General features: G+C 73.7%; 21 protein-coding genes. 16 read left to right on the top strand and 5 right to left on the bottom strand.

The genetic code is table 11. The features are described 5' to 3' along the window. Positions 1–13 precede the first annotated feature (13 nt). From IE200_RS08500 to IE200_RS08455, 10 genes are all read left to right on the top strand, one after another. Positions 14–1285 (top strand): DUF6986 family protein, encoded by a 1272-nt coding sequence (locus IE200_RS08500; RefSeq protein WP_191278988.1) that lies wholly within the window; start codon positions 14–16, stop codon positions 1283–1285. Between the two features lie 25 nt (positions 1286–1310). Next, positions 1311–2171 carry a factor-independent urate hydroxylase gene (pucL, locus tag IE200_RS08495; protein WP_191278985.1) on the top strand — a complete coding sequence of 287 codons (861 nt, stop codon included), beginning with the start codon at positions 1311–1313 and terminating at the stop codon, positions 2169–2171. Further along, positions 2168–2677 (top strand): 2-oxo-4-hydroxy-4-carboxy-5-ureidoimidazoline decarboxylase, encoded by a 510-nt coding sequence (gene uraD, locus IE200_RS08490; protein WP_191278983.1) that lies wholly within the window; start codon positions 2168–2170, stop codon positions 2675–2677. Before pucL ends, uraD begins: the two co-directional genes overlap by 4 nt. Beyond that, positions 2677–3009: a hydroxyisourate hydrolase gene (uraH, locus tag IE200_RS08485; RefSeq protein ID WP_191278976.1), complete on the top strand. Its 333-nt coding sequence runs from the start codon at positions 2677–2679 to the stop codon at positions 3007–3009. The genes uraD and uraH overlap by 1 nt, the downstream gene beginning before the upstream one ends. Position 3010: 1 nt before the next feature. Then, positions 3011–4351, top strand: coding sequence for an allantoinase AllB (gene allB / locus IE200_RS08480; RefSeq protein ID WP_191278968.1), 1341 nt, complete (start codon positions 3011–3013; stop codon positions 4349–4351). Next, entirely contained in the window at positions 4348–5184 is an 837-nt protein-coding gene (locus tag IE200_RS08475; RefSeq protein WP_191278965.1) for a bifunctional allantoicase/(S)-ureidoglycine aminohydrolase, read from the top strand. The genes allB and IE200_RS08475 overlap by 4 nt, the downstream gene beginning before the upstream one ends. Before the next feature lie 130 nt (positions 5185–5314). Continuing rightward, complete coding sequence (locus tag IE200_RS08470; RefSeq protein WP_191278963.1) at positions 5315–6724, top strand: xanthine dehydrogenase small subunit; 1410 nt, start codon at positions 5315–5317, stop codon at positions 6722–6724. Then, a complete protein-coding gene (gene xdhB, locus IE200_RS08465) occupies positions 6721–9096 on the top strand; it encodes a xanthine dehydrogenase molybdopterin binding subunit (protein ID WP_191278960.1) in 2376 nt (791 codons plus the stop codon). Before IE200_RS08470 ends, xdhB begins: the two co-directional genes overlap by 4 nt. Before the next feature lies 1 nt (position 9097). Then, on the top strand, positions 9098–9913 hold the full coding sequence (xdhC, locus tag IE200_RS08460; protein WP_191278957.1) for a xanthine dehydrogenase accessory protein XdhC: 816 nt from the start codon (positions 9098–9100) through the stop codon (positions 9911–9913). Then, complete coding sequence (locus tag IE200_RS08455) at positions 9910–11280, top strand: guanine deaminase (protein WP_229856297.1); 1371 nt, start codon at positions 9910–9912, stop codon at positions 11278–11280. The genes xdhC and IE200_RS08455 overlap by 4 nt, the downstream gene beginning before the upstream one ends. Here the strand turns inward: IE200_RS08455 and aceB are convergent. After that, the gene (gene aceB, locus IE200_RS08450; protein WP_191278955.1) at positions 11237–12829 is read right to left on the bottom strand and encodes a malate synthase A; all 1593 of its coding nucleotides are present in this window, start codon (positions 12827–12829) and stop codon (positions 11237–11239) included. The genes IE200_RS08455 and aceB overlap by 44 nt on opposite strands. A gap of 213 nt (positions 12830–13042) precedes the next feature. On the opposite strand from aceB, the gene IE200_RS08445 reads away from it, so the two are divergent. The 4 genes from IE200_RS08445 (at position 13043) to IE200_RS08430 (ending at position 17562) form a co-directional block, all read left to right on the top strand. Further along, on the top strand, positions 13043–14140 hold the full coding sequence (locus IE200_RS08445) for a sugar ABC transporter substrate-binding protein (protein WP_191278953.1): 1098 nt from the start codon (positions 13043–13045) through the stop codon (positions 14138–14140). A 111-nt stretch (positions 14141–14251) separates the two neighbouring features. Further along, a complete protein-coding gene (locus IE200_RS08440) occupies positions 14252–15028 on the top strand; it encodes an ATP-binding cassette domain-containing protein (RefSeq protein WP_191278950.1) in 777 nt (258 codons plus the stop codon). A 20-nt stretch (positions 15029–15048) separates the two neighbouring features. Then, on the top strand, positions 15049–16323 hold the full coding sequence (locus tag IE200_RS08435) for a sugar ABC transporter permease (protein WP_191278948.1): 1275 nt from the start codon (positions 15049–15051) through the stop codon (positions 16321–16323). A 9-nt stretch (positions 16324–16332) separates the two neighbouring features. Beyond that, on the top strand, positions 16333–17562 hold the full coding sequence (locus IE200_RS08430; RefSeq protein WP_191278945.1) for an ROK family protein: 1230 nt from the start codon (positions 16333–16335) through the stop codon (positions 17560–17562). A 10-nt stretch (positions 17563–17572) separates the two neighbouring features. Here the strand turns inward: IE200_RS08430 and IE200_RS08425 are convergent, their stop codons facing one another. From IE200_RS08425 to IE200_RS08415, 3 genes are read right to left on the bottom strand one after another with little or no spacing between them, the layout of a single operon-like run. Beyond that, complete coding sequence (locus tag IE200_RS08425; protein ID WP_191278943.1) at positions 17573–18760, bottom strand: ROK family transcriptional regulator; 1188 nt, start codon at positions 18758–18760, stop codon at positions 17573–17575. Positions 18761–18762: 2 nt separating this feature from the next. Continuing rightward, on the bottom strand, positions 18763–19929 hold the full coding sequence (gene xylA, locus IE200_RS08420) for a xylose isomerase (RefSeq protein ID WP_191278941.1): 1167 nt from the start codon (positions 19927–19929) through the stop codon (positions 18763–18765). A 33-nt stretch (positions 19930–19962) separates the two neighbouring features. Next, on the bottom strand, positions 19963–21351 hold the full coding sequence (locus IE200_RS08415) for an FGGY family carbohydrate kinase (RefSeq protein ID WP_191278939.1): 1389 nt from the start codon (positions 21349–21351) through the stop codon (positions 19963–19965). Positions 21352–21436: 85 nt separating this feature from the next. Between IE200_RS08415 and IE200_RS08410 the strand changes: the two genes are divergently transcribed. Further along, a complete protein-coding gene (locus tag IE200_RS08410; protein ID WP_191278938.1) occupies positions 21437–22150 on the top strand; it encodes a type 1 periplasmic-binding domain-containing protein in 714 nt (237 codons plus the stop codon). Next, the gene (gene map, locus IE200_RS08405) at positions 22147–22920 is read left to right on the top strand and encodes a type I methionyl aminopeptidase (RefSeq protein WP_191278937.1); all 774 of its coding nucleotides are present in this window, start codon (positions 22147–22149) and stop codon (positions 22918–22920) included. Before IE200_RS08410 ends, map begins: the two co-directional genes overlap by 4 nt. A 4-nt stretch (positions 22921–22924) precedes the next feature. On the opposite strand, the gene IE200_RS08400 is transcribed toward map, so the two are convergent. Continuing rightward, positions 22925–23992, bottom strand: a complete 1068-nt coding sequence (locus IE200_RS08400) for a hypothetical protein (RefSeq protein WP_191278936.1) — start codon at positions 23990–23992, stop codon at positions 22925–22927. Between the last annotated feature and the right edge of the window lie 26 nt (positions 23993–24018).

Below are 24018 nucleotides of genomic sequence, written 5' to 3'. Positions count from 1 at the left end.
CTAGATTCCCTGCATGGATCGCCGCGAGGGCCTCGACCGCCTGGCGGGTGCGCTCGCCGACGACCTCGACGCGCGCCTCGCCGACGTCGACGCCGCGCTCGCCGCCGGCTATCCCGGCGAGCGCCCGGGCCGGCAGCCCGTGCACACCCTGTACGTCCCGGCCGACCGCTTCCATGCCGGCCTCGTGGCCGAGCACGGTGCGGCCGCGCTGGCCACGGTCGCCGCCCACGAGGAGCTCTTCCTCGAGGTGCTCGACCGCGATCCCGACCTCGTGTCCCGCGTCCGCGACAAGCTCGCGCGCGAGCCGGTCGAGGACCTGCGCATCGACCTCGAGGACGGCTACGGCACGCGCCCCGACGACGAGGAGGACCGCGACGCCGAGCGCGCGGCCGACGAGCTGCGCGCGGCCCTCGACGCCGGCGTCGCGCCGTCGTTCACCGGCATCCGGGTCAAGGGGTTCGAGGCACCGACCCGGCGCCGCGGCGTACGCACGCTGGCCCTGTTCGTCGCCCGGCTCGTCGCGGGCCGCCCGCTGCCGCGAGGGTTCGTCGTGACGCTGCCCAAGGTGACCGCGGTCGAGCAGGTCGAGGCGCTGGTGCACGCGGCCGGTCGGCTCGAGACCGAGCTCGGGCTCGACCTCGGTGCGCTGCGCTTCGAGATCCAGGTCGAGACGCCGCAGTCGATCCTCGGCGCGGACGGCACCGCGCTGGTGGCGCGGATGGTCCACGCCTCCGACGGCCGCTGCACCGGCCTGCACTACGGCACCTACGACTACTCCGCGTCCTGCGGCATCGCGGCCGCCCACCAGAGCCTCGAGCACCCCGTCGCCGACCACGCCAAGGCCGTGATGCAGGCCGCGGCGGCGGGCACCGGCGTACGTCTCTCCGACGGGTCCACCAACGTGCTGCCCGTGGGCGCGCCCGACCAGGTCGCGGCCGCGTGGCACAACCACCTGCGTCTCGTCCGACGCTCGCTCGAACGCGGGTTCTACCAGGGCTGGGACCTGCACCCGGCGCAGCTGCCGACGCGCTACGCCGCCACGTTCGCGTTCTACCGCGAGGGCCTCCCGGCCGCGGCCGCACGGCTGCGCGCCTACGTCGCGCGGCAGGACACCGCGATCCTCGACGAGCCGGCGACCGCCCGTGCGCTGGCCGACTTCGTCCTGCGCGGCCTCGACTGCGGCGCCGTGTCGCGCGAGGAGGTCCACGACGCCGGGCTGGTGGACATCGACGTGCTGGCCGGCTTGGCCCACCGCACGGGCGGGACCGACGGGGGAGAGAGCTGAGATGGGGGCTGGGATGGGGGCTGGGATGGGGATCGTGCTGGGACCGAACCGCTACGGCAAGGCGGAGTCGCGCGTCGTCCGGATCGTGCGCGACACCCCGCGCCACGAGATCCGCGACCTCACGGTGTCCTCGGCGCTGCGCGGCGACTTCGAGGCGGCGCACGTCGACGGCGACCAGTCGGCGGTCCTGCCGACCGACACCCAGAAGAACACCGCCTTCGCGTTCGCGAAGCGCCACGGGGTCACCTCTCCGGAGGACTACGCGATCGCCCTCGGGCGGCGGCTCCTGGCCGCGACACCGGCCGCGACCGGCGCGGAGATCGCCGTCGACGAGCACGCGTGGGACCGGATCGCCGTCGACGGCGACGGGCACGACCACGCGTTCGTGCGCCGCGGCACCGAGGTGCGCACCACGGGCGTCGACGTCAGCGACGACGGGGTCGTGGTGACCTCGGGGCTGCGGGACCTGGTGGTGCTGAAGTCGACCGGCTCGGAGTTCAAGGACTTCCTGCACGACGACTACACCACGCTCGCCGACACCGACGACCGCATCCTCGCCACCGCGCTGCGCGCGACCTGGCGCTACGCCCGCGCCGACGGGATCGACTGGAACGCGACGTACGACGCGGTGCGGGCGCTGCTGCTCAGCACCTTCGCCACCACCTACAGCCACGCGCTGCAGGAGACGCTGTACGCGATGGGGCGTACGGTCCTCGAGACGCACGAGGAGATCGCCGAGATCTCGTTCGTCGCGCCCAACAAGCACCACTTCCTCGTCGACCTCGCGCCCTTCGGCCTCGACAACCCCGGCGAGGTCTTCATCGCCGCCGACCGGCCGTACGGCCTCATCGAGGCGACCGTGACCCGCGAGGAGGAGACCTCATGAGCGCCACCAGTCCCGCACTCGTCGCCTTCAACGACGCCGAGGTGCAAGAGGCCCGCGAGCAGCTGCTCACCTGCCTCGACGCACCCGGCTGGGCCGACCAGGTCCTGGCGGGGCGGCCGTACGCGGACCTCAACCAGCTCGAGAACGCGATGATCGCCGCCTCCAGGACGATGACGGACGCTGAGCTGGAGCAGGCTCTCGCCCGCCACCCGCGGATCGGCGAGCGCGCCGACGCCGCGCGGCACGACGCCGCCCACTCCACCCGCGAGCAGGCGGGCGTGGACGCGGACGACGCCGACCTGGCCCGTCGGCTGGCTGAGGGCAACCGGGCCTACGAGGAGCGCTTCGGGCGGGTCTTCATCGTCCGGGCGGCTGGTCGCAGCGGGCCGGAGATCCTCGAGCACCTGCACGCACGGCTCGACAACACCGACGAGGCCGAGCGCGCCGTGACCGTCGACGAGCTGACCCAGATCGCGGTCCTGCGGATGAGGGAGGCGCTGTCCTGATGGCTGCGACCGGAGCATCGCTGAGCACGCACGTCCTCGACACCGCGGGCGGTCGTCCCGCCGCCGGGGTCGCCGTGCGCCTCGAGGCCACCGACGGCACGGTCCTCGCCGAGGGGGTCACCGACACCGACGGGCGGGTCGGCGCCCTGGCCGCCGACCTGCCCACCGGCGACCTGCGGCTGCGCTTCGACACCGGCGCCTGGTACGCCGCCCGTGGCGAGGTCACCTTCTACCCCGAGGTCGCCGTGACCTTCACCGTCGCCGCCGGGGAGCACCACCACGTGCCGCTGCTGCTGAGCCCGTACGGCTACTCGACCTACCGGGGCAGCTGAGGTGGGAGCCGGGACCGAGCCGCTCGACACGGTCGTCCGCGCCCTTCGGGCGGTCGTCGACGGGCAGGAGCGAGCGGCGTCCGTCGGCATCCGCGAGGGCCGCATCGTCGCGGTGGCGGCGTACGACGACCTCGACGCGGCGGAGGTCGTCGAGCTCGCCGACGACGAGGTGCTGCTGCCCGGTCTGGTCGACACCCACGTCCACGTCAACGAGCCCGGCCGCACCGAGTGGGAGGGCTTCGCCAGCGCCACCCGTGCCGCAGCGGCAGGCGGTGTGACCACGATCGTCGACATGCCGCTCAACAGCGTCCCGCCGACCACCACTGTGACGGCGCTGGAGGAGAAGCGACGCGTGGCCGAGGACCAGGCGTGGGTGGACGTCGGCTTCTGGGGCGGCGCGGTCCCGGGCAACATCGGCGACCTCGCGGGCCTGCACGACGCGGGTGTGTTCGGCTTCAAGTGCTTCCTGCTCGACTCCGGCGTCGAGGAGTTCCCCCACCTCCCCCCGGAGGACTTCGCGGAGGCGATGGCCGAGGTCGCCCGCCTCGGGACGCTGATGATCGTGCACGCGGAGGACGCCGACGAGGTCGTCGAGTGCGCCCACGGCACGGCCTACCGCGGGTTCCTCGAGAGCCGACCGGACGCCGCGGAGGAGCGGGCGATCGCCCTGGTGGTCGACACCGCCCGTGCCACCGGGGCCCGTGCGCACGTCGTCCACCTCAGCGCGTCGGGCGCGGTGCCGACCCTGCGTGCGGCCCGCGCCGGCGGCGTCGACGTCTCGGTGGAGACCTGCCCGCACTACCTCCACTTCGAGGCGGGCTCGATCCCCGACGGCGCCACCGAGCTCAAGTGCTGCCCGCCGATCCGCGGCGCTGACAACCGCGACGCGCTCTGGGCCGCGCTGGGCAGCGGCGACATCGACATGGTCGTCAGCGACCACTCGCCGTGCACCGCCGAGCTCAAGCGCGCCGACACCGGCGACTTCGCCGAGGCGTGGGGCGGCATCGCTTCCCTCCAGCTCGGCCTGCCGGTCGTGTGGACGTGCGCGCGCGAGCGGGGCGTGCCCCTCACGGACGTGGTGCGCTGGATGGCGACCGCCCCGGCCCGCCTGGTCGGGCTGGCCGGCAAGGGCGAGATCGCCGTGGGACACGACGCCGACCTGTGCGTCTTCGCCCCCGACGAGAAGTGGGTCGTCGACCCGACCTCGCTGCACCACAAGAACCCGGTCTCGGCCTACGCCGGGCGTACGCTCACCGGCACCGTGCGGGCCACCTGGCTGCGCGGGCGCCCGGTGGACGTCGACGCCGGGCCGCGGGGCCGGCTGTTGAGGAGGGGCGCATGAGCCAGTACTGGGTGCCGCGCGGCGGATTGCCCCCGCAGACCGAGCTGACCACCGGCCAGTCCGGCCGAGCGGTCTTCACCGAGGCGTACGCCGTCATCCCGCGCGGCACGCTCAGCGACATCACCGCCAGCCGGCTGCCGCACTGGGACGACACGCGGCTGTGGGTGCTGGCCCGGCCGCTGTCGGGCTTCGCCGAGACCTTCAGCCAGTACGTCGTCGAGGTGGGACCGGGCGGCGGGTCCGAGCGGCCCGAGGGCGACCCCGACGCCGAGTCCGTGCTCTTCGTCGTTGACGGGTCGGCCGAGCTGCGGCTGGACGGGGCCGGAGGGGCCGCGCACCCGCTGCGCCCCGGGTCGTACGCCTTCGTTCCGCCCGGCACGCCCTGGACGCTGCGCAACGCCGGCGCGGCGACCGCGACCTTCCACTGGATCCGCAAGGCCTACGAGCCCGTCGACGGCGTCGAGGTCCCGGAGCCCTTCGTGGTCCACGAGGACGACGTGTCGATCGAGCCGATGCCCGACACCGGCGGGGCGTGGGGCACGCAGCGCTTCGTCGACCCGCTCGACGTGCGCCACGACATGCACGTCAACATCGTCACCTTCGAGCCCGGCGGTGCCATCCCGTTCCCGGAGACGCACGTGATGGAGCACGGCCTCTACGTCCTGGAGGGCAAGGCGGTCTACCTGCTCAACCAGGACTGGGTCGAGGTGCAGGAGGGCGACTTCATGTGGCTGCGCGCCTTCTGCCCGCAGGCCTGCTACGCCGGTGGACCGGGACGCTTCCGCTACCTTCTCTACAAGGACGTCAACCGCCACCCCCGGCTGCGCACGTAGCGCAGGCGGGACGTGACCTGCGTCACGTACGATGGGTGGTGGCAGGTCGTCGTTCGGCATGGACAACCGGCGGCCCGTGACTCCCAACCATGCGAGAGCCGGGCACCCTGCCCGGGCCCGAGGGAGGAACGTGCCCGATCCACAGGTCACCGTCAACGGGCTGCCGCGCCCGCTCGCCGGCGTGCCCGCCCACACCAACGCGCTCGACTTCGTGCGCGGCCTGGGGCTGACGGGCGCCAAGGAGGGTTGCGCGGAGGGGGAGTGCGGCGCCTGCGCGGTGCTGGTCGCCCGCCCCGACGGGGACGGCAGCCGCTGGGCACCGGTCAACGCCTGCCTCGTCCCGGCCCTCGCCCTCGACGGCCAGGAGGTCGTGACCGCGGAGGGGCTCGGCAGCCCCGAGGCGCTCCACCCCGTCCAGTCCGGGCTCGCCGAGGTCGGCGGCTCCCAGTGCGGCTACTGCACGCCCGGCTTCGTGTGCTCGCTGGCCGCGGAGTACTACCGTCCCGACCGCGTTCCCGGACCTGACGGGTTCGACGTGCACGCCATCGGCGGCAACCTGTGCCGCTGCACCGGCTACCGGCCGATCCGCGACGCCGGTCGCGCCCTCGGCGCCCCGGCGACGGACGACCCGCTGCTCGCGCGACAGGACCGGCCAGCGCCGCCCCCGGTTGCGACCCGAGCCGAGGGCTTCGCCCGTCCCGCCGACCTCGCCGACGCGCTCGCGCTGCTCGCCGAGCACCCCGAGGCGACCGTCGTCGCCGGCTCCACCGACTGGGGCGTGGAGGCCAACCTCCGCGGCCGGCGCGCGGCGTACGTCGTCGCCGTCGACCGGGTGCCCGAGCTGCGCGAGGTCACCCGCGGTGACCGCGGGATCGAGATCGGCTCCGCCCTCACGCTCAGCGAGGTCGAGGCCGCGCTCGGCGACGAGGTGCCGCTGCTCGCGCAGGTCTGGCCGCAGTTCGCGTCGCGGCTGATCCGCAACGGCGCCACCATCGGGGGCAACCTCGCCACCGCGTCCCCGATCGGCGACCTCGCACCGGCCCTGCTGGCGCTGGAGGCGCGGCTCGTGCTGGCCTCGGCCGACGGCGAGCGCGAGGTAGGGCTGGCCGACTTCTTCACCGGCTACCGCGAGACCGTGCTGCGCCCGGCCGAGCTGATCCGCGCGATCCGGGTCCCGACCCCGCTCTCCGCCCGTACGACCTTCCGCAAGATCGCCAAGCGCCGCTTCGACGACATCTCCAGCGTCGCCGTCGCAGTCGCCCTCGACGTCACCGACGGCACCGTCGTCCGCGCCCGGATCGGCCTGGGCGGCGTCGCGGCCACCCCGCTGCGGGCGATCGCCACCGAGGCGGCGCTCGAGGGCCGGTCCTGGGACGCCGACACGGTCGAGGCCGCGTCCGCCGTCCTGGCGGGCGAGGGCACCCCCATCGACGACCAGCGCGCCAGCGCGGCCTACCGCTCGGCGATGCTCGGCAACGCCCTCAGGGCCTGGTGGGCCGAGGACTGGGCAGGGGAGTCGGCAGGGGAGGGGTCCCCGTGAGCCAGCTGTCCCGCCGCCCCGCCGACGCCGTGGTCGGCCGCGCGCTGGTCCACGAGAGCGCCGCCCAGCACGTCACCGGGCACGCGCTCTACACCGACGACCTCGTGGTCCGTACGCCGCGAGCGCTGCACGCGCACCCGGTCTGCTCGCCCCACGCGCACGCGCGCATCACCCGCCTCGACCCCGCGCCGGCCCTCGCCGTGCCGGGCGTCGTCCGGGTGCTGACCGCCGACGACGTGCCCGGCACCAACGACGCGGGCGTCAAGCACGACGAGCCGCTCTTCCCCGAGATCGCGATGTTCGTCGGCCACGCCGTGTGCTGGGTGCTCGGCGAAACCCTGGAGGCCGCCCGCCTCGGCGCCGCCGCGGTCGAGGTCGACTACGAGCCGCTCCCGGCGGTGGTGTCGCTGGCCGAGGCGATCGAGGCCGAGAGCTTCCAGGGTGGCCGGCCGGTCATCGCCCGGGGCGACGTCGAGGCGGGCCTGGCGGGCGCGGCCCACGTCTTCAGCGGCGTCACCGAGATGGCCGGGCAGGAGCACTTCTACCTCGAGACCCATGCCTCGCTCGCCCTCGTCGACGAGGGCGGCCAGGTGTTCGTCCAGAGCAGCACGCAGCACCCCAGCGAGACGCAGGAGATCGTGGCGCACGTGCTCGGCCTGGCCAGCCACCACGTCACCGTGCAGTGCCTGCGGATGGGTGGCGGCTTCGGCGGCAAGGAGATGCAGCCGCACGGGTTCGCGGCGGTCGCCGCCCTAGGGGCGGTCCTGACCGGTCGGCCCGTGCGCCTGCGCCTGAGCCGTACCCACGACATGACGATGACCGGCAAGCGCCACGGCTTCCACGCCCAGTGGCGCGTCGGCTTCGACGACGACGGACGGCTCGCGGCGCTCGAGGCGACGCTGACCTCCGACGGCGGCTGGAGCCTCGACCTCAGCGAGCCGGTCCTCGCCCGCGCGCTGTGCCACGTCGACAACGCCTACTGGATCCCGCACGTCCGCCTCCAGGGTCGGGTCGCGCACACCCACAAGACCTCGCAGACCGCGTTCCGCGGCTTCGGCGGGCCGCAGGGGATGCTGGTCATCGAGGACGTCCTCGGTCGGTGCGCGCCGCTGCTGGGCATCGACCCGGTCGAGCTGCGCCGCCGCAACTTCTACGTCGAGGGCCAGGCCACCCCCTACGGCCAGCCGGTGCGCCACCCCGAGCGGGCGGCGGGCGCGTGGGAGCAGGTGCTGACCACGGGCGACGTCCTACGCCGGCGCGCGGAGGTGGCGGCCTTCAACGCCGCCCACCCCCACCGCAAGCGCGGCCTCGCGGTGACGCCGGTGAAGTTCGGCATCTCCTTCAACTTCACCGCCTTCAACCAGGCCGGCGCGCTCGTGCACGTCTACAAGGACGGCTCGGTGCTGATCAACCACGGCGGCACCGAGATGGGCCAGGGCCTGCACACCAAGATGCTGCAGGTCGCGGCCACCACCCTCGGCGTGCCGCTCGGGAAGGTCCGGGTCGCGCCCACCCGCACCGACAAGGTGCCCAACACCTCCGCGACCGCGGCGAGCTCGAGCGCCGACCTCAACGGCGGCGCCGTCAAGGACGCCTGCGAACAGGTCCTCTCGCGCCTGCGCGAGGTCGACGCCGGACGCGGCCTGGCGTGGGAGGAGCTCGTCCGCGAGGCCTACTTCAGCCGGGTGCAGCTGTGGGCCGCCGGCTTCTACCGGACCGAGGGCATCCACTGGGACTCCACCGTCATGCGCGGCCACCCGTTCAAGTACTTCGCCTACGGCGTCGCGGCGGCGGAGGTCGAGGTGGACGGCTTCACCGGCGCCCACCGCACCCGCAGGGTCGACATCGTCCACGACGTCGGCGACAGCCTCTCCCCGCTCGTCGACATCGGGCAGGTCGAGGGCGGCTTCGCGCAGGGGGTGGGCTGGCTGACGCTGGAGGACCTGCGCTGGGACGAGACCGACGGGCCGGCGCGCGGGCGGCTGACCACCCAGTCCGCGAGCACCTACAAGCTGCCGAGCATCGGCGAGCTGCCCGACGAGCTCAACGTCGCGCTGCTCGAGCACGCCCACGAGGACGGCGCCGTCTACGGCTCGAAGGCCGTGGGCGAGCCGCCGCTGATGCTCGCGTTCGCGGTGCGCGAGGCGCTGCGCGAGGCAGCCGCCGCGTTCGGCCCCGAGGGCACCAGCGTCGAGCTCGCCTCCCCGGCGACGCCCGAGGCGATCTTCTGGGCCGTGGAGCGCGCCCGGCGCGGTGGCGCCGGCCACGTGGTCGAGGGCCTGCCCGGCGCGGTGCCCGACCGACCGGACCCGGCTGCGCCTGCCCTGCACCCGCGCTCGGAGCAGGCCGCCCAGGCGGCGGGGGAGGCCTGACATGCACTGGCTGACGGCGGTGCAGCGACTGCGCGAGGAGCGGGAGGCGGGCGTGCTCGTCACCGTCGCCGACGTGCGCGGGCACGCCCCGCGTGACGCCGGCGCCAAGATGGTCGTCGCGGCCGGCCGCTCGTGGGGGAGCGTCGGCGGCGGCAACCTGGAGGAGACCGCGCTCGCCCGGGCCCGCACGATGCTGCAGACGTACGCCGTCGCACCCGAGCAGCTCGTCCTCGGGCTGAGCGACAAGGCGCGCACCGACCACGGGCGCCAGTGCTGCGGCGGCGAGGTGACGCTGCTGCTCGAGCCGCTGCCCGTCGTCCCGGCGGTCGCGGTGTTCGGGGTGGGCCACGTCGGGCTCGAGCTGGCCCGCATCCTGTCGGCCCACGACATCGACCTGCACCTGGTCGACTCGCGCGCCGGACAGCTGACCGACGAGCGCCTCGCGCTGCTCGAGTCGGGTGTGGCGCGCGTCCGGGTGCACCACTCGCCGGTCCCCGAGCTCGCGCTCGGCGCCGTGCCGCCCGGCACGCACGTGCTGGTGATGACCCACGACCACGCCGAGGACTTCGCGCTGTGCGACGCCGCGCTGCGCTGCACCCACCTCGCCACGATCGGGCTCATCGGGTCGGACGCCAAGTGGGCCCGCTTCCGCTCCGGCCTCGCCGTCGAGGGGCACTACCCCGCGCACATCGACCGGATCCGGTGCCCCATCGGGCTCCCTGGTCCCACCGGGAAGGAGCCGGCCGCCATCGCGGTGTCGGTCGCCGCCGAGCTGCTGCAGCTCTTCTCCGCCGACCGCGTCCGGGACCGCGCGTGAGCGCCCGCGTGGTCTACCGCGCCCGCGCCTTCGACACCCCCGACGACCCGTTCGACCCCGCCACCCCCGCGCCCGGTTTCCGCTACGACGACGACCTGGGCCTCGCGGTCGCGGACGACGGGACGATCATCGCCCGCAGCTCGTACGCCGCCGTCGCGGCCGCCCACCCCGACGCCCCCGTCCTCGACCTCCGCTCCGGCCTCCTGCTGCCGGGGCTGGTGGACACGCACGTGCACTTCCCGCAGGTGCGCGTCATCGGAGCGCTCGGCATGCCGCTGCTCGAGTGGCTGGAGCGCTGCGCGCTGCCGGAGGAGGTGCACCTCGGCTCGCCCGACTACGCCGCCACCATCGCCGCGGAGTTCGTGGCGAGCCTGATCGCCGCCGGCACCACCACCTCGCTCGTCTTCGGCTCCCACTTCGCCCCGGCGGTCGACCTGCTCCTCGCGGAGGTCGAGCGCTACGGGCTGCGGGTGACGAGCGGGCTGGTCGTCAGCGACCGCGTCCTGCCCGAGCCGCTGCTCACCACCCCCGACCGCGCCCACGCCGAGGCGCTCGCCCTGGCCGGGCGCTGGCACGGCCGCGGCCGGATCCGGTACGCCGTGACGCCGCGGTTCGCGCTGTCAGCCTCCGACCCGGTGCTCGCCGCGTGCGCTGCGGTGCTCGACGAGGTCGACGGAGCGCTGTTCACCTCGCACGTCAACGAGAACTCGGCCGAGGTCGCCACGGTGGCCGGGCAGTTCCCCGACCGCGACCACTACGTCGACACCTACGACCACCACGGGCTGCTGGGGCCGCTGTCGGTGCTGGCGCACGACGTGCACCCGACCGATCCCGAGCTCGACGTGATGGCCGCGCGCCGTACGTCCGTGGCGTGGTGCCCGACCAGCAACTCCGCACTCGGATCCGGCATCTTCCCGCTGCGCCGCCACCTCGCGGCAGGCGTACGGGTCGCGCTCGGCAGCGACGTCGGCGCGGGCACCGGGTTCTCGGTGTTCAAGGAGGGCCTGCAGGCCTACTTCCTCCAGCACCTGCAGGGAGCGGACGGGGTGACGCTCGGCGCTGGGCACCTGCTGCACCTCAGCACCGCCGCCGGCGCCGCGGCCCTCGGCCTGGGCGACACCGTCGGCGACCTGTCGGAGGGCAAGCAGTTCGACGCGGTCCTGCTGCGCCCGCCGCCCGGCACGGCGCTCGACCTCGGCCTGCGGCACGCCGACTCCCCGGAGTCGGCGCTCGGCAAGGTGTTCGCGCTCGCGGGCGACGCGGACGTCGCCGAGGTGTGGGTGGGCGGGGACCAGGTCGCCTCGGGCGGGTTCGTCCGACCGGTCACTCCCCGCGCGCCAGCAGCACGTCGTAGGCCTGCAGGGTGAGGAAGTCGGGGTAGTCGTCCCCGAGGGCGCACCCGACGAACAGCCGGCGGGCCTCGGGGTCGACCGGCCCGCCCAGCGTGATCTCCAGCGCCTCGTGCTCCTCGGCGACGAGCCGCTCGACCAGGGCCCGGTCGACGACCTCGCCGGTGTCGAGGGTGGCGCCGGTGTGCACCCACTGCCACACCTGCGAGCGGGAGATCTCGGCGGTCGCGGCGTCCTCCATGAGGTTGTCGATGCCGGCCGCGCCGTTGCCGGAGAGCCAGGCATGGAGGTAGTGCATGCCGATCCGGACGTTGCCGCGCAGCCCCTCCTCCGTACGCTCGCCGGGCGTGCGGTCCACGGCGAGCAGGTCGGCCGCGGTGACCACGACGTCGTCGCGGCGTGCGTCGAGCTGGTTGTCGTGATCGCCGAGGACGGCGTCGAAGACCTCGGCGCAGAGCGGGACGAGGTCGGGGTGGGCCACCCACGACCCGTCGAAGCCGGCGGTGGCCTCGCGCGTCTTGTCCTCGCGCACCCAGGCGTTGGCGCGCTCGTTGACCTCGGGGTCGCGCCTGCTCGGGATGAAGGCCGCCATGCCGCCGATGGCGGCGGCCCCGCGCCGGTGGCAGGTCTGCACGAGCAGGTCGCTGTAGGCCCGCATCATCGGCGCCGCCATCGTCACGGCGTTGCGGTCGGGGAGCGTGAAGGACGACCCGGCGTCGCGGAAGTTCTTGATGATGCTGAACAGGTAGTCCCAGCGGCCCGCGTTGAGCCCGGCCGCGTGGTCGCGCAGCTCGTGGAGGATCTCGTCCATCTCGAAGGCCGCGGTGATCGTCTCGATGAGCACCGTCGCGCGGACCGAGCCGTGGGGGAGGCCCAGCGTCGACTCGGCGTGCGTGAACACCTCGTCCCACAGCCGCGCCTCGAGGTGCGACTCGGTCTTGGGCAGGTAGTAGAACGGGCCGCGGCCCTGCTCGTGCAGCTCGCGGCCGTTGTGGAAGACGTGCAGGCCGAAGTCGGCGAGCGCGGCGACCACCGGACGCCCGTCACGGGTCAGGTGCGCCTCGTCGAAGTGCCAGCCGCGCGGGCGGGGAAGGACCACAGGTGCTGTGGCCGGGTCGGTGACGGCGTACTCGCGGCCGTCGGGTGAGGTGAAGGACAGCCGCCCCCGGGTGGCGTCGAGCAGGGTCAGCTGGCCGCCGACGACGTTGCGCCAGTGCGGCGTGTTGGCGTCCTCGAGGTCGGCCAGCCACACGCGCGCTCCGGAGTTGAGGGCGTTGATGGCCATCTTGGGGTCGGTCGGGCCGGTGATCTCCACCCGCCGGTCGCGCAGTGCGGCCGGCACGGGCGGGACCGTCCAGTCGCCGGCGCGGACCGCGGCCGTCGCGGGCAGGAAGTCGAGGGTGCCCGTCCGGGCGACCTCCGCGCGGCGGTCCCGGCGGGCCGCGAGCAGCTCGTCGCGACGGGCGTGGAAGCGCTCGTCGAGGTCGGCGACGAAGGCGAGGGCCTCGGGGGTGAGGACCTCCCCGGACCGGGGGACGGAGGGGCCGGAGACGAGGAGCTGGCTCATCCGGCCACGCTAGCCGCCCGCGCGCCGTCGGGACGGCGGATCGGTGGACCAGACCGGTGCTACGCCCGCCCCCGGTTTTGGTAACGAACCGGCAACGGCCCGGCGTCCGGTCTGGACGTGATGACGGTCACTTCATATGTTGTTCCGAACAACATATGTACGCCGGCTGCCGACCAGGGCCGACGTGCACGAAATCGCTAGGAGGCGGTTCGCGTGAAGCGGAAGCACAACTTGGTCCTCGTCACCCTCGTGGGTGCGGCCATGACCCTGTCGGCCTGTGGCAGCGACGACGGCGGCGACACCGGCAGCGGCAGCGAGGGCGGCGGCGGCTCCGAGGCCGCGGGCAAGATCGGCGTCATCCTCCCCGACACCGAGTCCTCGGTGCGCTGGGAGAGCGCGGACCGTCCGGCACTCGAGGCCGCCTTCGAGGAGGCCGGTGTCGAGTACGACATCCAGAACGCTGAGGGTGACGCCGAGCGGATGACCCAGATCGCCGACACGATGATCGGTGACGGCGTGACGGTCCTCGCGATCGTCAACCTCGACTCCGAGTCGGGCGCCGCGATCCAGGAGAAGGCGGCCTCGCAGGGCGTCGCCACCATCGACTACGACCGCCTGACCCTCGGCGGCTCGGCGGAGTACTACGTCTCGTTCGACAACACCGTCGTGGGCGAGCTGCAGGGCCAGGGCCTCGCGGACTGCCTCGGCGACAAGAAGGCGAACATCGTCTACCTCAACGGCTCGCCGACCGACAACAACGCCACGCTCTTCGCCGAGGGCGCGCACAGCGTGCTCGACGAGATCGAGAACTACACCGTCGTCGGTGAGCAGGCCGTCCCGGACTGGGACAACGAGGAGGCCGCCACGATCTTCCAGCAGCTCTACACCGCTGCTGACGGCAAGGTCGACGGCGTGCTCGCCGCCAACGACGGTCTCGGCGGCGCCGCGATCAGCATCCTCGAGGGCAACGGCCAGGCCGGCAAGGTCCCGGTCACCGGTCAGGACGCCACGGTCGAGGGCCTGCAGAACGTGCTCGCCGGCACGCAGTGCATGACGGTCTACAAGTCCGCCACGCAGGAGGCGCAGGCCCTGGCCGACGTCGCCATCGCGCTCGCCAACGGTGAGGACGCGGAGACCACCGGCACCACCGTCGACTCCTCCGACGACAGCGAGGTCCCGTCCATCCTCCTCGAGCCGCAGTCCATCACCAAGGACAACGTCGGCGACGTCATCGAGGACGGTGGCCAGAAGGCCGAGGACGTGTGCGTCGGCGAGTTCGCCGACCTGTGCGCCGAGGCCGGCATCTCCTGATCACCTGACGTGGGACGGCGTCCGGGCCTCGAGCCCGGGCGCCGTCCCACCCCCAGATCGGTCCGCTGCGTTCACGCGGACAACAAATTCTTCGCGATCGGAGTAGGACCCATGGTTGAACCGCTGCTCGAGCTGCGTGGCGTCAACAAGAGCTTCGGTGTCGTGCACGTGCTGCACGACGTCGACTTCGCCGTCTACCCGGGGCAGGTGACCGCGCTCGTCGGCGACAACGGTGCCGGCAAGTCCACCCTGGTCAAGATCATCGCCGGCATCTACGGCCGCGACAGCGGTGACTACCTCTTCGAGGGAAAGAAGGTCGAGGTGCACGGCCCGCGCGACGTGGCCGCCCTCGGCGTCGAGGTCGTCTACCAGGACCTCGCGCTGTGCGACAACCTCGACATCGTCCAGAACATGTTCCTCGGGCGCGAGGAGACCAAGGGCATCGGCCTCGACGAGGTGACGATGGAGTCCCGCGCCCGCGAGACCCTCGCCTCCCTCTCGGTCCGCACGGTCAAGTCCGTGCGCCAGAGCGTGGCCAGCCTGTCCGGCGGCCAGCGCCAGACCGTGGCCATCGCCAAGGCCGTCCTGTGGAACTCCAAGATCGTCCTGCTCGACGAGCCGACCGCGGCGCTCGGCGTCGCGCAGACCCGCCAGGTCCTCGACCTCGTGCGCCGCCTCGCCGACCGCGGGCTCGGCGTGGTGCTGATCTCGCACAACATGGGCGACGTCTTCGAGGTCGCCGACCGCATCACCGCGCTCTACCTCGGCCGCGTGGCCGCCGACGTCCCGGCCAAGGACGTCACCCACAGCCAGGTCGTCGAGCTCATCACCGCCGGACGCTCCGGCGACCTCGGCATCGCCGAGAACCCCGCGACCGCGACCGTCTGAGAAGGACCGGAGACCACACCATGAGTGCAGACACCGACACCGCGTCCCCCACGCCGGCCGCCAGCGGCTTCGACCGCGACAACGTGCAGGCCGCGACGATCGGCGACTCGGCCCGCGAGTACGTCAACCGCCTCCGCGGCGGAGACATGGGATCGCTGCCGGCCATCCTCGGCCTGATCTTCCTGTTCGTCGTCTTCTCGTCCCTCAACGACCGGTTCCTGACGACCTACAACATGGCCAACCTGGTCATCCAGGCCGGCTCGATCATCGTCCTGGCGATGGGCATCGTCTTCGTGCTGCTCCTCGGCGAGATCGACCTGTCGGCCGGAGTCGCCGGCGGCGCGTCGGCCACGATCATCGCGCTGATGCTCATCGACTACGACTGGACGTGGTGGATGGCGACGCTCGCCGGCGTCGCCGTCGGCGCGGTGATCGGCCTCGTGATCGGCGCCCTCGTCTCCATGCTCGGCATCCCGTCCTTCGTCGTCACGCTCGCGTTCTTCCTCGCCCTGCAGGCGGTGCCGCTGCGCCTCATCGGCTCGGGCGGCTCGCTGCGGTTCAACGACGAGGTGCTGCGCGGACTGTCCATCAAGAACGTCCCGGTCACCGCGGGCTGGATCGCTGCAGTCGTCATCGTCGTCGGGTTCGCAGCCCTGTCGCTGTGGCGCTACCGCTCGCTGTCGGCCAAGGGCCTGATCCACGAGCCCCTCGGTCTCGTGGTCCTCAAGATCGGCGTGCTGGCCGCAGTCGTGCTGGGCCTGACGGCGCTGCTCAGCGCCAACCGTGCGCCCAACCCCAACTTCAACATCAGCGGCATCCCCTGGGTGGCCCCGGTGGTCATCGCGCTGCTGCTCTTCTGGACCTTCGTGCTGACCAAGACCCGGTTCGGCCGCCACCTCTACGCCGTCGGCGGCAACGCCGAGGCCGCACGTCGCGCCGGCATCAACGTGCTGCGGGTCAAGATCATGGCCTTCGTGATCTGCTCCTCGATGGCCGCCATCAGCGGCCTGCTCGCCGCGTCGTACACCGGCAAGGTTTCCCCGGGATCCGGTGGCGGCAACGAGCTGCTGTACGCCGTGGGCGCCGCGGTCATCGGCGGCACCAGCCTCTTCGGCGGCCGGGGTCGCGCGATGGACGCCGTCGTCGGCGGTCTGGTCATCGCGACCATCCCCAACGGTCTGGGCCTGCTCAACCAGGCGAGCTACATCAACTTCCTCGTCACCGGCGGCGTCCTGCTGCTCGCGGCGAGCGTCGACGCGATCTCGCGTCGTCGCCGCTCCTCGGCGGGCGTCTAGGTCACGACCATGAGCCCGCAACGGCGCGCGGGCCTGGGCACCAACCAGGAGGCCGTGCGGCGCCACAACCTCGGCACCATGCTCCGGCACGTCCACGGGGCCGGCCACACCTCGCGTGCCGAGCTGACCAGCCTGATGGGGCTCAACCGCAGCACCATCGCCGGCCTGGCCGGCGAGCTGGAGTCGCTCGGGATCTCCGAGCACACCACGGCCGTGGGCGGCGCCCGGCAGGGAGCGGGGCGCCCGTCCGCGGGCGTGCGCATCGCGCCCGACGGGCCCTACGTGATCGCCGTCGACCTCGGCGTCGACCGAGCCGTCGTGGCACGGGTGGGGCTCGGCGGCCGGGTGCTCGAGCGCGCCCAGGCACCGGTGCACAGCGACGGGGAGGCGTGGCAGGTGGGTGCAGCGGTCGCTGCGCTCATCCGGCGCGTCGTCGAGGGCGCACCGGCCACGGCGCCGCTGGTCGGCATCGGCATCAGCGTCCCCGGCCTCGTGCGTCGCAGCGACGGGTTGGTCCGGCTGGCACCCAACCTCGAGTGGCACGACGTGTCCTTCGGAGGGATCGTGCTGGCCGCGCTGGGGCTCGACGTGCCGGTCTCGATCGCCAACGACGCCGACCTCGGCGCGCTGGCCGAGCACGTGCGCGGCGCGGGCGTGGGGGTCGACGACCTGATCTACGTCTCGGGCAACGTCGGTGTCGGTGCCGGTGTCATCGCCGGCGGCGTACGCCTGGAGGGTGCCGGCGGCTACGCGGGCGAGGTCGGGCACCTGCGCTTCAACCCGCAGGGCCGGCCGTGCCACTGTGGCAACCTCGGCTGCTGGGAGACCGAGGTGGGGGGTCACGCCATCGCCGAGGCCATCCACTGCCCGCCCGACAAGGTCGCCCAGCTCGACGAGGTGCTGGAGGGCTTCACCGTGCCGACGCGTGAGCTGCGCGCCACCGGCACCGCGGTGGGCCACGGGCTCGCGAGCATCGTCAACACCTTCAACCCCCGGATGATCGTCCTCGGCGGCTACTTCCGAGTGCTCTACCCGCTCGTGGGGGCCGAGGTCGACGCGGGGCTCGCCGACCGGGCGCTGCCCGCCCCCCTGGAGTCGGTGACGCTGGCCCTGCCGGGCCTGGGGTCCGACTCCGCGCTCCTCGGCGCGGCCGAGATCGCCCTCGACCCGCTGTTCGTCGACCCGGTGGCGGCGCTCGGCACCGCCCTCGTGGACGTACGCTCCCGGCTCGTCGGGTGAACGGCGCCTGCTAGCCCGGGAGCTGTCCCGTCAGGTCGAGCTCCCCGGCGAACACCGGCCCGAGCGACTGCTCGGCCGCGCCGAGGGCGGCGGCCCCGATCCCGAGCGTGCTCGCGCGCAGGTCCGGGCGGACCTGCGCGGGCGAGGCGAGCCGTTCGTCGAGCGTGCGGCGCGCGGGTGCGAGGACGAGGTCGCCGAGCGCGGCGAAGTAGCCGCCGAGCACCACGACCTCGGGGTCGAGGATGCTGCTGAGCATCGCGATGCCGAGGCCCAGGTCGTGGCCCACGCGCTCGAGCCCGGCACGCACGCCGGCGTCGTCGAGCGCTCGCGCGGCCACCGCCTCGGCGCTGCGCAGCGGGGTGTCGAGCTCGGGCATGCCGACTGCGGCGAGCATCGCGTGCAGGCCGACCGACGCCTCCCAGCAACCGCGGCGACCGCACCCGCACGCCGCGGCCGGGTCGCCCACGGGCACATGGCCGACCTCGCCGGCGAACCCGGCCCCGCCGCGCACGAGCTCGCCGTGCTGGAGGATGCCGGCGCCGATGCCGACGGTGCCGGTGAGGTAGAGCGCGTGCCGCGCGCCACGGGCAGCACCGTGGTGCGCCTCGGCGTACGCCGCGCAGTTGGCGTCGTTGCTCACCTGCACCGCGCCACCCGGGACGAGGCCCGAGACGGTCGCGGCCAGGTCCCGGCCCGCGACGTCGAGGTTGGGGGCCCAGGCGACCGTACGGTCGTCGCCGCGCACCAGCGCCGGGACGGCGAGGGTCGTCCCGACGACCTCGCGGCCGGGGAGGTGCTCACCGACCACGTCGCGCACGAGCCCGCCCAGCGCGTCGGGGCCGGTCGCCGGCCGGGTGTCGCCGGCCAGCACGGTCCCGCCCAGGTCGAGGACCACCGCCGAGACGTAGTCGACGTTGAGCTCGAGGCCCAGCCCGACGTGGCGTTCGCCACGCAGCGTGAGGGGTCGGCCGGGGCGGCCGCGGGTGCCGGACCGGACGTCCTCCTCGACCACGACGCCCGCCGCCTCGAGGCCGGCGACGATCACGCCGACGGTGGCCTTGGCGAGCCCGGTGTGCTGCGCGAGCTCGGCGCGCGAGGACGCGCCGTGCTCACGCAGGGATCGCAGGACGGCTGCGGTGTTCTGCCGGCGCAGCCCCTCGGTCCCGGCGTTGCGGGGCTGGACGGTCAGGGGTGGCACCGTCAGCGGACGCCGTAGAGGTGCTCGAGCGCCAGCTGGTCGAGGTGCTCGAAGGCGGCGCCGCGGGCGGCCAGCGCGTCGGGGTCGACCGGCTCGGCGTCCAGCAGTCCGCGCCACCCCTCGCCGTCGCCCACGGTCGGGACCGACAGCTCGGGGACCTTGGCGGCATCGAGGGCGGCCTGCACCTCGGGGTCGGCGCGGAAGGCCCTCACCTTCTCGCGCAGGATCAGGTAGTTGCGCATGTTGGCCGCGGCCGAGACCCACACGCCGTCCTCGTCGTCGGTGCGCGCGGGCTTGTAGTCGAAGTGGACCGGCCCGTCGTAGCCGCCCTCGAGCAGCGCGTCGACGACCCAGAAGGCGCCGCGCACGTTGCCGGCGCCGAAGCGCAGGTCCTGGTCGTACTTCGGGCCGTTCTGGCCGTTGAGGTCGATGTGGAAGAGCTTGCCGGCCCAGATCGCCTGCGCGTAGCCGGCGGCCGCGTTCATGCCGGCCATCTCCTCGTGGCCGATCTCCGGGTTCACGCCGACCAGCTCGGGGCGCTCCAGGCGCTCGATGAAGGCCAGGGCGTGCCCGATCGTCGGGAGGAGGATGTCGCCGCGAGGCTCGTTGGGCTTGGGCTCGATCGCGAAGCGCAGGTCGTAGCCGTGGTCGGTCACGTAGTCGCCGAGGACGTCGAAGGCCTCCTTCATGCGGTCGAGGGCGACGCGGGTGTCCTGCGAGGCGCCGTACTCCGCGCCCTCGCGCCCGCCCCACGCGACGTAGACCTTCGCGCCGAGCGAGGCGGCGAGGTCGATGTTGCGCATCACCTTGCGCAGCGCGAAGCGGCGCACGTCGCGGTCGTTGTTGGTGAAGGCGCCGGCCTTGAAGACCGGGTGGCTGAAGAGGTTGGTCGTGGCGGTGGTGACCACCAGGCCGGTGTCGTCGAGGCCCTGCCGGAAGCGGGCGATGATCTTGTCGCGGGTCGCGTCGTCGCTGCCGAAGGGGATGACGTCGTCGTCGTGGAAGTTCACGCCGTAGGCGCCGAGCTCAGCGAGCTTCTCCAGGGCGTGGACGGTGTCCATCTGCGGCCGGGTGGCGCCGCCGAAGGGGTCGACGCCCTGCCAGCCGACGGTCCAGAGGCCGAAGGAGAACTTGTCATCGGGGGTCGGGGTGGGGATCTGGGTGGCCATCGAGGTGCCTTCCGTTGCAGGAGCTGGGGTGGGTCAGGGGGTCCAGGGGGCGGTGCGCTCGCGCAGGCCGGCGTACGCCTCGCGGACGTGGGGGGTGGGCTCGGCGCGCAGCACGGTGCCCGGCGGCTCGGGCCAGGTGGGCGGCTCAGCGGTCCCGGCCAGGGCCCAGGCGGCCTGGCGTGCGGCGCCGAGCGCGACGTACTCGCCCTCCGGTGGCAGCACGACCTCGCGGCCGAGGACCGCCGGGGCCAGTGCCTGCAGGGCGGTGCTCCTCGTCGCGCCGCCCACCATCAGCAGGCGCCGCGGCTCCTGCCCGGTGGTGGCGACCAGGCGGTCGACGGCGTCGGCGAGCGAGCAGAGCAGGGCCTCGTACGCCGCGCGGGCGAGGTCGGCGCGCGTGGTGGCCGGCGTCAGGCCGGTCCACGTGCCCACGGCGCCGGGGCGGTCGGGCGAGCGCTCCCCGCCGTAGTAGGGGAGCAGGGTCACCCCGCCCGCGCCGGGGGTGGACGCCAGGGCGAGCTCGGCGAGGCCGTCGTGGTCGACCCCGAGCCAGCGGGCCTGGAGGTCGAGGATGCCGGCGGCGTTGAGGGTGGTGACCATCGGCAGGTAGCCGCCCGCCGCGTCGGCGAAGCCGGTGACGACGCCGGTGCCGTCGGCGACCGGGGACGGGCTGATCATCGACGCGACGCCCGAGGTGCCGACCGAGACCAGCAGGTCGCCGGGGCCGAGCGCCATGCCGAGGGCGGCGCCCATGTTGTCGCCGGTGCCGCCGGCGACGACGGCGCCGTGCGTGGTCTCGGCGGCGACCGCTCCGGGCGCGACCAGGCGCGGCAGGTCGACCTCGTGGCCGAGGGCCAGCGCCGCGAGGTCGGGGCGCCAGGCGTCGTCGGGTGCGGAGAAGTAGCCGGTGCCGGAGGCGTCGCCCCGGTCGGTGAACGTCTCGGTGCCGGGCGTGCTGAGGTGCAGCGAGACGTGGTCGTGGGGGAGGCGTACGGCTCGCACGCGCGCCGCGTGGTCGGGCTCGTGGTCGCGCAGCCAGCGCAGCTTGGCGGAGGTGAAGGAGGCGACCAGGACGCTGCCGACCGCGTCGGCGCAGGCCTGCGGGCCGCCCATCTCGGCGACGAGGTCGCGCGCGGCGTCGGCGGAGCGGGTGTCGTTCCACAGCAGTGCGTCGCGCACCGGTGTGCCGGTCCGGTCGACGGCGACCATGCCGTGCTGCTGGCCGGCGACGGAGACGGCGTCGGCACGCTCGAGCAGGCCGTCGGTCGCCTCGTCGACGGCGTGCAGCCACGCGGCGGGGTCGACCTCGGTGCCGGCGGGGTGGGGGGCCGTCCGGCGCGCCACGACCGTGCCCTCGTCGGCGTCGACGAGGAGGGCCTTGGTCGACTGGGTGGAGGAGTCGATGCCGAGCACGAGGGTCACACCCCTATTTAGTACGACACTCGAACTAAAGTCAACGCCCCTGCCGGATGACGTTCCGAGTCCCCGGCTCGATAACCTCCTCGCGATGCTCCGCGCCCGCTCCCTCCTCCGGTCCCCGGCCGTCGCGCTCGCCGTCGCGCTGGCCGCTGCGCCGCTGCTGTCGTCGTGCGCCGCCGACGAGCCCACCGTCGCCCTCCTCGTCGCCGACGGCACTGACCCGTCCTCGCGCGCCGTCGACGTCGACGCCTTCACCGAGCGGGTGGAGGCGACCTGCGATCAGTGCCGGGTGCGGGTCTACGACGCCGAGGGCGACGCGGACACCCAGAAGAGCCAGGCCCGCCAGGCCGAGGCGCGCTCCGCCGACGTCGTCGTCGTGGTGCCGGTCGAGCCCGGCGACCTCGGCACGCTCACGGGCAGCGGCCTGCCGGTGGTCTCGCTCGGCGAGCTCGTGCCGGGATCCGAGCGGTACGTCGGGCTGGAGGACGGCACCGTCCCCCGCCAGGACGGGTCCGACCTGGAGGCTGCGCGCGCCGTCCTGCTCGGGCGGGAGGAGTCGATGACCTTCGTCCCCACCCACGCGATGAGCGAGCGCGCCGCCGACGTCGCCGTGGCGTTCCTCGCCGACGTGCCCGCGGAGGGCGGCGAGGTCGTCGACGGCGTCGAGTCCTGGCTCTACCGCCACCAGGAGGTCACCATCGACTCGCTCACCTCGGTGCTGGTGGCCCAGGAGGTCGTCCACCTCGACGACCTGTGCAGCGGGCAGACCGAGAAGCGATGCACCAGACTGGGGTTGCGATGATCGAGATCCTCACTCCCGCCCAGGTCGACCGCGCCCGCCGCACCGGCGCGCTCGTCGCCGACATCCTCGCCTCGCTCCGCGAGCGCAGTGTGGTGGGCACCAACCTGCTCGACCTCGACCGGTGGACCGCGGAGATGATCCGCGACGCCGGGGCGGAGTCCTGCTACGTCGACTACGCCCCGTCGTTCGGTCGCGGTCCCTTCGGGCACTACGTCTGCACGGCCGTCAACGACGCCGTGCTGCACGGGCGCCCGCGCGACCAGCGCCTGGAGGACGGCGACCTGCTGACCCTGGACCTGGCGGTGCGCCTGGAGGGCATCGCCGCCGACTCCGCGATCAGCTTCGTCGTGGGGGAGAGCCGTCCCGCCGAGAGCGTCCGCCTCATCGAGACCACCGAGCGTGCGCTCGCCGCCGGCATCGCGGCTGCCGGCCCCGGCGCCCGCATCGGCGACCTGTCCCACGCCATCGGCACCGTGCTCACCGACGCCGGCTACCGGATCAACATGCAGTTCGGCGGCCACGGCATCGGCACGACGATGCACCAGGATCCCCACGTGTCCAACGGCGGCCGTCCCGGTCGGGGCTACAAGCTGCGCCCCGGCCTCCTGCTCGCGCTCGAGCCGTGGGTCATGACGGACACCGACGAGCTGGTCACCGACGCGGACGGCTGGACGCTGCGCAGCGCGACCGGGTGCCGTACGGCCCACAGCGAGCACACCATCGCGGTCACCGAGGACGGGGCAGAGGTCCTCACGCTGCCCTCGCGCTAGCGACTCAGCGCGTCTGGAGCTGGAACGGGCTCGACATGTCCATCGATCCGCGGCGCGGCGCCACGGCGTACTCCATCGACCCGTCGACGCCGAGGCGCACGACGGCCCAGCGGTCGGCCTGGAAGGTCACGACGAGCACGTGCTCGGGGTCCTCCCAGACCTCGTCGAAGTACGTCGCCGAGCGGCCGTCGCGTGCGCTGGTGAAGCTGTGGACCGGCTTGCCGTCCGAGGTCGCGAGGACGGCGAGGGCGGTCGGGCCGAACCCGTCGGCGTACGCCGGGGTGCCCAGGACGTGCCGGCGGTCCGGGGAGATGTCGGAGAGCTGGTTGTCGCAGGTGCGCCAGCGGACCTGCGACGACCGCAGGAGGGCGCTGCACGAGCCGAAGTCGCTGAGGGACGTGATGCCGCCGAGCCAGCGGCCGCGACCGGTCGAGACCTGCCGCAGGAACGGCACGCTGTCGACGATGCCGTGGGAGGTCGTGTAGAAGGCGCGGCGCGGGCCGTTGACGGCGATCGAGCAGCCGAGGCCGGGGTCGCCCTCTCCCTCCTTGCAGTTCTCGCCCGAGACGGCGACCGCGTGGGCGGTGCCGGTGACCGGCACCGGGTTGAACCGGAGGACCCGGTCGCCCTCGTGGTCGATGGTCCACACCTTGCCGGCTCGGCCGGCGAACGCGACCACCCTGCCCAGCGGGGACACGGCCAGCCCGTGGCCGGTGCGCCACTCGCGGCGCCCCGGCGTCCCGTCGGCTGCGATCCACCGGGTCCTGGATCCGCCCGCGCCGTACGTCTGGATGACGTGGCCCGAGCCCATCGGGGCGATCTCGGAGAGACGGTTCGGGGCGGGCGTCGTCGTGCCGTCGGTGCCGTGGATGACGGTCCTGCCCGACCGTCGCTCGCTCCACGCGACGGCGGGCGGCTCGCCCAGGTCGAGGCCCCGGACGTCGAGGACGGTGCGGGACGTCGCCCCGCCGTCGTGCGGTGAGTCGGCGGTCGACGGGGGCGTGGTCGCAGCGAGGCCGGCCGCGACGGCGAGCGCGGTGGCGGGGAGGAGGCTCCGAGAGAAGGTCAGCATGTCCGGAAGACGTCGCGCACGACCGC

Source organism: Nocardioides flavus (ex Wang et al. 2016) (assembly GCF_014653115.1).
In the GTDB taxonomy this organism is placed as follows: Bacteria; Actinomycetota; Actinomycetes; order Propionibacteriales; family Nocardioidaceae; genus Nocardioides; species Nocardioides flavus.
This window is presented reverse-complemented; position numbering and strand designations above follow the sequence as displayed.